This is a genomic window from Candidatus Limnocylindrales bacterium, assembly GCA_035559535.1.
In the GTDB taxonomy this organism is placed as follows: domain Bacteria; phylum Moduliflexota; class Moduliflexia; order Moduliflexales; family JAUQPW01; genus JAUQPW01.
The window spans coordinates 20,712-31,963 of the sequence record DATMBG010000041.1; the positions used below are offsets into that span (position 1 = coordinate 20,712).

Below are 11,252 nucleotides of genomic sequence, written 5' to 3' on the forward strand. Positions count from 1 at the left end.
TCTGGGTAAGGTTGTGAAAGGACCATGGAATCGCAAATTTCAAATTTCGAATCTCCTATTCTTCTTATCGGTATCGGTAATAAATACCGCAGCGATGATGGAATTGGACTCGAAATTGCCTGTAGACTCAAGGCTCTAAATTTACCTGGTATCAAGGTCATGGAGGAAACAGGGGAAGGAACTACCCTGTTGGAGGCATGGAAAGGCGTTGATAGGGTCATCCTTTTCGATGCGATATGTTCTGGTGCTATGCCAGGAACCATTTATCGATTTGATGCCCGTAATCAATCAATCCCTGCAAAGTTTTTTCACCACTCAACCCATGCCCTTGGTATTCCTGAAGCCATTGAGCTTGCTAGAGCCCTTCATCAACTTCCAACTTACCTCATCGTTTATGGTATCGAAGGGAAAAATTTCACTGCAGGTCTGGGATTTTCCTCGGAAGTTGAAGCGGCTGCCCAGGAAGTAGTAAAACAGGTGTTACGCGAGATTCAACCCCTTTTGTTACCAAACATGCACAGCAAAAACCTTACCTAAGAAGGTTTGCTCTTCGAATGTTTTGAATTTCGAAGCTGTTCAAGAGGAGCTATGAGGACCCTTAAGCTTTCCGAAAATGCGCTTCGAGTTTTAGAAGCCCGCTACCTTCGGCGTGATACGCAACGCCGAATCGTTGAGACACCGGAACAGCTCTTTGAGCGGGTCGCCAGGGCTATTGCCCATGCTGAACTTCTGCTGGGCAATGCCCGGCAAGCTGCTTATTGGCAGGACGAATTTTATAAGTTACTGGTATCCCTGGAATTCATACCCAATAGTCCCACGTTGATGAATGCCGGGGTACCGCTGGGGCAGTTGAGCGCTTGCTTCGTTCTACCGGTGGAAGATACAATGGAAGGGATCTTTGAAGCCATTAAGCAGATGGCCCTGGTTCAACGAACGGGTGGGGGAACAGGTTTTTCTTTCTCTAAACTGCGGCCCAAAGGGGATGTGGTAGCCTCTACAGGGGGTGAAGCGTCGGGACCGGTCTCGTTTATGAAGATCTTTGACTGTGTAACCGAATATATCAAGCAGGGAGGGAAGCGGCGAGGCGCCAATATGGGAGTCTTACGCGTGGATCATCCCGATATCCTGGAGTTGATCACTGCCAAGCTCGATGGAACCAGCCTGCAGAATTTCAACATCTCCATAGGCGTTACAGATGCCTTCTTGAAAGCTGTCCGGCAGGATCAGCGATACGACCTAATTCATCCTGGTACCGGAAAACCAGTGGGTCAGTTAAGGGCCAAACAAGTCTTCGACACCATCGTTGAGGCAGCCTGGCGGGTTGGGGATCCTGGCCTGCTCTTCCTGGATACGATCAACCGTGCCAATCCTACCCCTCATCTTGGCTCGATCGAAGCAACTAACCCTTGTGGAGAGATCCCCCTCTTACCCTATGAGTCCTGCAACCTGGGCTCCATCAACCTGGCACGTATGGTACGCGAGTACAATGACCATGTCGAAGTGGATTGGGTAAAGCTTCTCGATACAGTACGAAAAGCCATACGCTTCCTGGATGACGTGATAGAGGTCAATAAGTATCCTGTTCCTGAAATTGAACGCATGACACGGGGTAACCGCAAGATTGGTCTTGGTATAATGGGCTTTGCCGAACTGCTCATCCGACTTAATATTTCTTATGATTCGGAGGAGGCTGTCGGATTAGCGGAGCGGATCATGCATGCCATTGCTTCTGAGGCTCTTAAGGTAGCTCAGGAGCTTGCTGAGGAACGTGGGGTTTTTCCAAACTGGAAGGGGAGTATTTACGAGACCAGGGGCATAAAAGTCCGAAATGCGACATGTACGGCCATCGCACCGACTGGAACCCTCAGCATCCTGGCCAACACAAGTGCGAGTATCGAGCCCCTCTTTGCACTGGCCTACCAACGTAAGCATGTATTGGGCGATCAGACACTCCGCGAAATCAATCCTATTTTCCTTGAGTACCTCCAACGCTATGGTCTAAATGTAGAAGAAATCGTTGAGAAAATTCTGGAAAAAGGTCGGCTTAAGGATATAGAAAAAGTACCTGAAGGACTCAAAAGGCTGTTTACAACGGCTCTGGAGATACCTCCCGAACGACATCTTCAGATTCAGGCAGCTTTTCAACGTCACGTCGATAACTCTGTTTCCAAGACAATTAATTTACCCCAAGACGCCACCCCCCAGGATGTGGCTCGTGCCTATTGGCGGGCCTGGGAACTGGGTTTAAAAGGCATCACCATTTATCGCTACGGAAGTAAATCGACACAAGTCCTCGAGTTGGGTGTCAATGAAAAGGCACACCACTATGATCACGCATCCAAATGTGATCCCGAAGAATGCAGGGTATGACGGAGGCCTGGACATTATTTCCAGTATTCAATCTGTTGAAGTCGTAAGAGGGTAGGGGCAGGTTTCAAACTGCTCCTACTCCAGGTTTTTACATAAATCCTTATTGAACTCCCGCCACCTGAGTCGATAGGCAGTTGTTTTCCCTTTTATCCCTAAGGGGTGAGAAGAGGGAAACAGGCGGATTTTAACTATAGACGTAGGGGCACACGGCCGTGTGCCCCTACAAAGAGGATATTTTTGAAGGTTGTATAGGTTTGCATACCACCCGACAGATTCCTGACCTTGAATCCATTCTGTAAGAGAACACGGGTAGCATAATAGGCCCGTTGACCCACTCCACACACTAACCAGACTTCTCGATCCTTTGACAATTCTCCCAGCCGACTCCGTAATTCATCGATAGGGATGTTTTTGGCCCCGGCGATATGACTCCTTTCGTACTCAGCTACGCTTCGTACATCAATAAGCTGCACATCTACCTTGTTTAACTCTTCCCAATCGGCTAAAGGTAGATCACCTCGTAAATGGTTGGCGGCGATCATTCCAGCCAGATTGACCGGGTCCTTGGCAGCTCCAAATTGGGGGGCATAACAAAGTTCAGCTTCCTCCAGGTCATAGACTGTTCCACCCATCTGGATAGCCATCGAAATAACATCGACGCGTCGGGCCACATCCGATTCACCCACGGCCTGCACTCCCAATATGCGGCCATCATCCTTAGAAAAGAGCAGTTTGATATGGATCGGCTTTGCACCAGGATAATACCCTACATGGCTACCCGGATGCAGGTAAATCTTCTGGTAGTTTTTTATTCCTGCACGTTTTAAAGCCTTTTCACTTGCACCCGTCATTGCCACAGTGAGACCAAAGACTCCACAGACAGCCGTACCCTGTACACCTCGAAAGTGTATATCGGCATTTGTACGGCCCAGTATGGCCGCTGCCGCTATACGCCCCTGTCGATGAGCAGGCCCTGCCAGAGGAACCAGTTGCCAGTTACCGGTAATTACATCCCGCACTTCCACCACGTCACCTACCGCCCAAATATTTGGGTCACTGGTCCGCATCTGATCATCTACTCGAATGCCCCCGTGCTCACCTAAGACTAATCCAGCCTCTTTTGCTAAAGAAGTTTCGGGGCGCACCCCTACACTCAGTATCACAAGGTCTGTATCGATTTTGTCTCCTGACGCAGTATGGACGGATAAACCTCCTTGGGAACGTGGATAAAAACCCTCTACGCGGCTGTTGAGGCGCAGGTTCACTCCATTTGTCTGGAGATGCGCAGCTACAAAAGTCGCCATCTCGGGGTCAAGGAGAGGCACAACCTGGTTGGTCATCTCTACAATGGTAACGGATAAACCTCGTCGTACCAGATTCTCGGCCATTTCCAATCCAACAAACCCACCCCCTACGATAACGGCTTGAGAAGCATTTTCCACCGCCTTACGAATCTTCCGGCTATCTGGAATGGTTCGCAGTGCAAAAATACCTGGGAGATCGATCCCGGGAATCGGAGGCCGTATGGGTTGTGCACCCACTGCGAGTACTAAAGCGTCATAAGGCTCCCGGCGAATCTTACCGGTTTTGAGATCCCGGACTTCAATCTCTTTCTGGTATCGATCAATACGGGTAACCTCGGTTTCTGTATAAACTTCAATATTAAATCGATCCTTGAAAAGTTTCGGTGTTGCTACCAGTAGATTTTCCTCCGTTGTAATGACATCCCCCACATAATAGGGTAAGCCGCAATTAGCAAAGGATACATAGGGACCTCGATCAAAGATCAGGATTTCACACTGTTCACAGAGACGTCTGGCCCGTGCTGCACAGGTTGCCCCTCCTGCAACACCCCCAACGATGAGAATGCGCTTCTTGCTCATATCCATAGACCTTCCTCCAGTTATCAGATGTTTTTTCTTTAGAAAACGTAAGTAATATTGGCATTATAAATTGCCATAACTTAATTGCCATAACTTACTTCAATAAACGTACCAAATTCTTTTAAGCTTCGAATCGGACAGCGAATCATTGCCATTGGTAATCCTTTGGATTGGAACAGTGAAGGTCCTTTGATCAACTCAAGGAGGAGAAGTTATTGGAAACACGGCTATGTTCTCTACTACAGGAAGGGCTTTTTTGATAGGTTCGCCATTTCCACTAATACGGTGAAGGGAGAAGCAGCCCAGTCAATTACAAATCGACGGGTAATTCGACCCTGGATGGGGATCATCGGAGGAGTTACTATAACTCCTGAGTTAGCCAAAGTCTTGAAACTCTCGGTTATGGACTTTCACTTGAGTACCTGTTAGGAGTTTTATAGAATGAATCAATACCCCTTTGTATTTCATAAAGTAAGGGATTCTGTGGTTATTCCATGAAATGCGGATTAATGGAAGGTTACTTTTTTTTTCTTTTCTCCAGCGTTCGCAAACGTTGATAAAGGTTGCGTTCATCCTGGGAGAGTTGCTCCGGTATGTGCACCTGGACTGAGAGGTAAAGATCCCCTCGCTTTTTACCACCGAATTCTGGCAAACCTTTACCTTGCAAGCGTAACAAGGTATCTGGTTGCGTCCCTGGAGGTATCAACACTTCAACATCTTCTTCAAGTGTTGGGATGGACAATCGTGTACCGAGTACAGCCTCGGTAACCTGAATGGTCTTCCTGTGAAGGAGGTCCGCACCATGTCGTTCAAAGCGTGGATCAGGGGCACTGTGTACGACAACATATAGATCACCTGGAGGGCCTCCACTTTCTCGACTTGGCTGGCCGTAGCCCGGTATGCGCAAGGCCATTCCTTCCTCGATACCAGGGGGTATTTTGATGGTCAGCGTCTCCTCACGCTCAACCCTGCCTTGTCCCTTGCAGTCCGGGCACGGCATATCAATTACCGTTCCGCGACCGTGACAGGTACCACAGGCGGTAATCTGCCGGAAAGTGATGCCTCCCTTTTGCTGACTCTCAACACGCTGGCCTGTCCCTTTACAAGAAGAACAGATAGGGGGTTGTGTGCCCGGCTTCGCCCCGATACCCTGGCAGGTCGAACAGGTTACTGGACGACTTATACGAACAGTTTCTTCACCACCGGTGAGCACACGTTCAAGCGGAATCACCAGCTCAACCTCGATATTGTCGCCAGGTTGCGGCCCTTTGCGAGGCCGCTTGCCAAAGAAGCGATCAAAGAAACTCTCACCAAAATCAAATCCAAGGTCAAAATCAAAACCGTGTCCACCGAAGATATCCCTGAAATCGATTCCACCAAAGAGATCTTCTGAAGAGAAACCAGAAACACCAGCAAAGCCAGCGGCATCATATTGTGCACGTTTCTGGGGATCCGAGAGAACCGCATAAGCCTCGGCAATCTCCTTAAAGCGCTCTGCAGCGCCAGGCTCTTTGTTACGGTCTGGGTGGTAACGCAGCGCAAGGGTCCGAAAGGCATCCTTGATCGTTTTTGCATCGGCGTTACGAGGAACACCCAGGATTTCGTAGTAATCGCGTTGTGTGGACGCCATAACCAGAGTTACCGTTTATAGATTACGGTTTCTTTGTATACTCTGCATCAACAACACGACCGTGCGGGCCAGATCCACCGGGCCATGCTTCACCCTGAGGAGTACTTGTACTCGATCCGGTTTGCGATCCACTTTGGGTCGATGACGAGGTTTGACCATAAAGTGTTTTACCGGCTTCCTGTAAGAGGGATTGAAGGGTAGCTGAGCGCTGAGCTGCCAGAGAAGCATCTCGCTTTGAGTAGGCTTCACGGGTTTCACGAAGAGACGCTTCGATCTTACTGCGTAACTCAACACTGAGCTTATCACCAAAATCGGCGAGCATCTTCTCAGCCTGATAACAAATGGAGTCAGCCATATTAAGTTTTTCAGCTTCTTCACGGCGCCTGCGGTCCTCTTCAGCGTAACGTTCAGCTTCTTGGATCATGCGCTGCTTCTCCGCTTCTGGCAGTCGTGTAGAACCGGTAATCCGGATGGACTGTGACTTCTTGGTTGCCATATCCACTGCGGAAACGCTCAAAATACCATTCGAGTCGATATCAAAGGTAACTTCTATCTTGGGAATACCACGGGGTGCAGGCGGAAGACCATCCAGGGTAAACTGACCAAGGCTGATATTGTCGGCTGCCATTGGTCGCTCACCCTGGAAAATATGGATCGTGACGGCAGTCTGCATATCTGCAGCGGTCGTAAAAATCTCTGTACGCTTCACCGGAATGGGAGTATTGCGTGGAATTAAGGGTGTTGCGATGCCTCCCAGCGTTTCAACACCTAATGTCAAGGGTGTCACATCAACCAATACAATATCTCCCACTTCACCAGTAAGCACACCACCCTGAATGGCTGCACCTGAAGCAACACACTCCATGGGATCGATGCCTGTCTCGGCCTTTCTACCCAACAAATCCTCAAAAAAGGCACGCACTACCGGCATACGCGTCGGCCCCCCAACAAATACAAGACGATCGATATCCCGTGCGGTCATGTGAGCGTCTTTTAGTGCCTGCTCCACAGGGCCACGACACCGCTCAATGATGGGACGGACCAGGCGCTCCAGTTCTGCACGTGAAAGCTCTAATTCTAGATGACGAGGCATACCACCTGCAATAGTGAGATAAGGCAAGCTAATCCGCGTGGTTGTACTGGTGCTCAGTTCGATCTTTGCAATCTCGGCTGCTTCACGAAGGCGTGCCATCGCTTTCGGGTCACTTCGCACATCTACCTCGGTTTCCTGCTGAAAGTGCTCTACAAGAAATTCGACAATCCGCTTGTCCATGTCAGTACCACCCAGTTGTGTGTCACCGCTGGTTGCTTTTACTTCAAATACGCCTTTCCCAAACTCCATGATTGTAACATCAAGGGTTCCTCCACCCAAATCGATCACGGCAATTCGCAAATCCTGCCCAAGCCGATCAAGTCCGTAAGCAAGTGAAGCTGCAGTAGGTTCATTAACAAGCCGGGCAACTTCTAAACCCGCGATACGACAGGCATCTTTGGTGGCACTTCGCTGATTATCATCAAAGTACGCTGGAACTGTCACGACCGCTTTTTCGACAGGTTCACCAAGATATGCCTCAGCATCTCGTTTGATTTTTTGGAGCAAGAAAGCAGACAATTGTTCCGGCGAGAATTCTCGACCTCGCAGCCGAATTATTTCACGTCGCCCCATGAGCCGTTTGAAAGCAGTAGCCGTTCCCTCCGGATTCATTGCGGCTTGTCGCCGAGCAAGCTCCCCAACAAGTAACTGACCATCGGCTGTGATGGCAACGTAGCTGGGAAACGCCTTACCACCCAAACTAATGCCTTCAGCACTGGGAATAATCACCGGACGCCCTCCACGGAGTACCGCGGCAGCGGAATTTGAAGTTCCAAGATCGATTCCAATAATGGCCATACCTGTATCCTCCTTCACTAAGCAATTACCAGAAGTCCTATCATTTATAGGAATAGGTTACTGGAATCGCTTTAACCGTTATATAATAACACAACCCCCTTATTAAGCGGCTGTCGACAACTTCGACCTGTTTAGGTCTCACCCCCCATTAATTGGGATTAATTCTTTCACTGGATTTGGGAAAGCCCTTTTGGAGAACTCCTGAGATTCTGATAAAGAAAGAACGCTGCCATTTTCAATTGCCAGAGTTCTGAGCTTTTAGTTGTTTAAAAAAATAATTTCGCAATCATTATGCCAAAGCTTTAAAGTAAAAGCTTTTCTCTTAAAAGCTAACCCCCCAGCATTTAAGATTTATAAGTATCTGTAACCCATTTCTTACGAAAATGGCACAATAATTGCGAAATTTAATAACGTAAATAAAATGTATGGCAAAAGAAATCAGAATAAGGATTGAAGGGATAATCTTTATCAAGAGGGTGGAGCCTCTGAGATGCATAGGATTATCCCCCAATTACCCAAGTATTTAGCTTAGCAGGTAATGGGAGAAAACAAAATGCACGACTGGAATGTAGTGATCAGCGTTCATGAACATGGTTTTATCTCGGCTTGTGAACTCCTCGGTGAACTTGGACCAGTCAGCCGGACAGAGTTTCGTAATGTTTTAGTGATGAAAGTAGAGGATATTTCCTCCATGATGGAGACCTTGCGAGAATGGATATCAAAAAACCCTGGTATTCTTTCTTTTCTGGCTCGAGTAGTACCTGTTACCCATACCTTTACCTTCCAATTGCCTGAGGAATTCGAGGCTAAGGCTAAAGAAATTGTTCTAGGATGGGTCCCCCGATTAGCGGGAAAAAGATTTCATGTGCGGATGCATCGCCGTGGATTTAAAGGAAAACTTTCCAGTGTTGATGAAGAACGTTTTCTGGATAAAATCTTACTCGAGGCTTTAGAGAAGGCTGGAACTCCAGGTCATATTACCTTTGAGGATCCGGATGCAATTATAGTGATTGAAACAATTGGACAACGGGCTGGTCTTTCGTTCTGGACCCGTGAAGATTTGCAGAAGTATCCCTTTTTGCGACTGGATTAAATTTTCGATCATAGGATTTGAAGCTTTGATAGAATCGTTGGAGTAATTTAATTTATTAAAGAACAGGTTAAGGAGTTAACTATGGGAATCCTCGATTTGTTTTGGTTTTTCCTTGTAGCTTCTACCATAACCCCTTTTCTTAAACAGAAAATCCTGGAGATGAATCGGATGAGAGTTCTCCAGAAGCTGGAAAAGAAGCGAGGCTCACGGGTTATTATTTTGATTCATAGACAAGAAACCATGAGCTTTTTGGGATTCCCATTGATGCGATATATCGATATTAATGATTCTGAGGAGGTTCTACGAGCGATCCGATTGACTCCAGATGACATGCCCATCGACCTGGTTCTCCATACACCGGGGGGTCTGGTCCTGGCTGCTGAGCAAATTGCCCATGCCCTCTGTCGCCATAAGGGGAAAGTAACTGTCATGATCCCCCATTACGCCATGTCTGGTGGAACCCTGATTGCGTTGGCAGCAGATGAAATTCTCATGGATGAGAACGCTGTGCTAGGACCGTCAGATCCTCAATTGGGTGAGTACCCGGCTGCATCACTTTTGAAAGTGATAGAGCAAAAACCTGTTACCGAAATAGAGGATAAGACCCTCATCCTGGCAGATGTTGCCAAAAAGGCTATGGCACAGATCCGACAAACAGTTAAAGAGATTCTGATAGGCAATCAGATGGAGGAAAAGAAAGCTGAGAATCTGGCTACTCTTTTAACAGAAGGACGATGGACCCACGATTATCCGATCAGTTTTAAGGAAGCACAAGAGTTAGGATTACCTGTAAGAGCCGATTTACCTAACGAAATTTTCAGGCTTATGAGCCTATACCCCCAATCAGGTCAAGGACGACCCTCTGGGGAGTATATTCCAATTCCCTACCAATCACAAAAAAATAAAAAGAGTTGATGCATCAGGATTAACCCTGTTAATTTTACCTGTTTCGTCACTTCATCATAAGAATTTATAAAGATTTGTTTTTTTCTATTACATGAATTATATTAACACCGCCACTCTTATCCAGTTCGTAATACCCTGCTCTGATTCTTTCCTGGGCAATACGTTTAGCCTCATCTGCACTTTCAGCTTTTATAATAAGATAGCCGTGTCGTACTTCTTCGAGTTGTATAAGGTATTCTTTCATTTCATGTCCCCTCCCTTTAGATTCGGCTCATAAGCCGATAATAGTTTCTTAATTGGTACTTTGTAAAGTTAGATCTGAATAACCGTTCTATCCTCACCCCCCCAACCCCCTCTCCCACAAGGGGAAAGGGGAGTGAAAGTAGCTCTATAAAGTCAAAATTAAGATTAAGTAAACAGTATACCAGGTTTTGAATGATTTAAGGGTTTAAGTTAAGATCTAGAAGATCAAATCCAGGGATCTATCACTGGGGGGTTAACTGGAAAATAGCCCACAGAATTCTCCTCCAGAAAACATAGGGATTGAGTAAGTCCCCAGGGTTTCTACGATAGTACTTCTGATACTTCTGATTCCGATCATTTAGCAACCTTTCCTTCACGATCCTCAAGCGGAACGACCAGGGATAGTTTACGCGGTTCGGTTATCACTTTTGTACCCATCTCCGCACAAAGGGTCGTTATTCGTTGGGCAAACCAGTCATATTCTTCTCCTTCTGCCAGGTTTACCTGTTCATTGCTGATCTGGACAGGTATCAGCTCAAGATTCTCGATATGAGGGGGTCTAGCCCTCACTAAGAATAAGGCCGACAGATCATTACGCTCCTCTGGATCAACGGCATAATCATCTATGAAATCCCCTGTATCATATAAGATTGGTTTCCCTTGGTAGAACTCGATACCTTGAACCAGGTGGGCACTATGACCCCAGAAGAGGTCAGCTCCTGCAGTTATTACCTTGTGGGCAAAGTCCCGGAAGGCTTTCGTAGGTCGGGAACGCATATTAGGTCCCCAATGGATAGAGAATAAAACTAAATCCGCTTGCTGACGTACTACCTCCAAAGCATGTTCTACTTTAGCAAAATCTTCTGGAGCAGTGGATATGGGTGTGTAATTGATACCCGGTGATGTTGCCGTGGCTGCCCAGGCAAGAGGATAGTCCGCAAAGGCTACAATGCCAATCCGCACCCCTTTTGCAGTCAGGAAAGCAGGAGCTTGGGCTGCAGAAAGGTTGCTGCCAGCACCGGCATGGGCAATGCCGGAACGATCGAGGACTTGCAATGTCTCTACTGATCTTTGCATAAATATCTAATAAAATCTAAGCTGTTTAATACAACCTTGGATCACATGAATTTTATGTCGTAAACGTTCCTTAGCCTTACGAAGTTCATACCGTAACTGACAAAGATGTTGACAACTCAAATTCTTCAACTCAACCCGTTTCAAGTAGTTCCAGATCCC

At 47.2% G+C, this 11,252-nt stretch carries 9 protein-coding genes; 4 read left to right on the plus strand and 5 right to left on the minus strand.

The window, feature by feature from the left end; genetic code table 11:
• Positions 1–24: 24 nt before the first annotated feature.
• Positions 25–537, plus strand: a complete 513-nt coding sequence (locus VNM22_14920; GenBank protein HWP48455.1) for a hydrogenase maturation protease — start codon at positions 25–27, stop codon at positions 535–537.
• 51 nt (positions 538–588) lie between these two features.
• On the plus strand, positions 589–2,370 hold the full coding sequence (locus VNM22_14925; GenBank protein ID HWP48456.1) for an adenosylcobalamin-dependent ribonucleoside-diphosphate reductase: 1,782 nt from the start codon (positions 589–591) through the stop codon (positions 2,368–2,370).
• 188 nt (positions 2,371–2,558) lie between these two features.
• Here VNM22_14925 and VNM22_14930 read toward each other — a convergent pair whose 3' ends face one another.
• From VNM22_14930 to dnaK, 3 genes are all read right to left on the minus strand, one after another.
• Positions 2,559–4,253, minus strand: coding sequence for an FAD-dependent oxidoreductase (locus tag VNM22_14930; GenBank protein HWP48457.1), 1,695 nt, complete (start codon positions 4,251–4,253; stop codon positions 2,559–2,561).
• A gap of 517 nt (positions 4,254–4,770) precedes the next feature.
• Positions 4,771–5,883 (minus strand): J domain-containing protein, encoded by a 1,113-nt coding sequence (locus VNM22_14935; protein ID HWP48458.1) that lies wholly within the window; start codon positions 5,881–5,883, stop codon positions 4,771–4,773.
• A gap of 22 nt (positions 5,884–5,905) precedes the next feature.
• The gene (gene dnaK / locus VNM22_14940) at positions 5,906–7,774 is read right to left on the minus strand and encodes a molecular chaperone DnaK (GenBank protein HWP48459.1); all 1,869 of its coding nucleotides are present in this window, start codon (positions 7,772–7,774) and stop codon (positions 5,906–5,908) included.
• Positions 7,775–8,327: 553 nt separating this feature from the next.
• Between dnaK and VNM22_14945 the strand changes: the two genes are divergently transcribed.
• Both VNM22_14945 and VNM22_14950 read left to right on the plus strand, forming a co-directional pair.
• A complete protein-coding gene (locus VNM22_14945) occupies positions 8,328–8,867 on the plus strand; it encodes a THUMP domain-containing protein (protein HWP48460.1) in 540 nt (179 codons plus the stop codon).
• An 81-nt stretch (positions 8,868–8,948) separates the two neighbouring features.
• Complete coding sequence (locus VNM22_14950; GenBank protein ID HWP48461.1) at positions 8,949–9,782, plus strand: hypothetical protein; 834 nt, start codon at positions 8,949–8,951, stop codon at positions 9,780–9,782.
• Between the two features lie 55 nt (positions 9,783–9,837).
• Here VNM22_14950 and VNM22_14955 read toward each other — a convergent pair whose 3' ends face one another.
• A complete protein-coding gene (locus VNM22_14955; protein ID HWP48462.1) occupies positions 9,838–10,017 on the minus strand; it encodes a hypothetical protein in 180 nt (59 codons plus the stop codon).
• A gap of 353 nt (positions 10,018–10,370) precedes the next feature.
• Positions 10,371–11,093 (minus strand): CapA family protein, encoded by a 723-nt coding sequence (locus tag VNM22_14960; protein ID HWP48463.1) that lies wholly within the window; start codon positions 11,091–11,093, stop codon positions 10,371–10,373.
• Positions 11,094–11,252 lie beyond the last annotated feature (159 nt).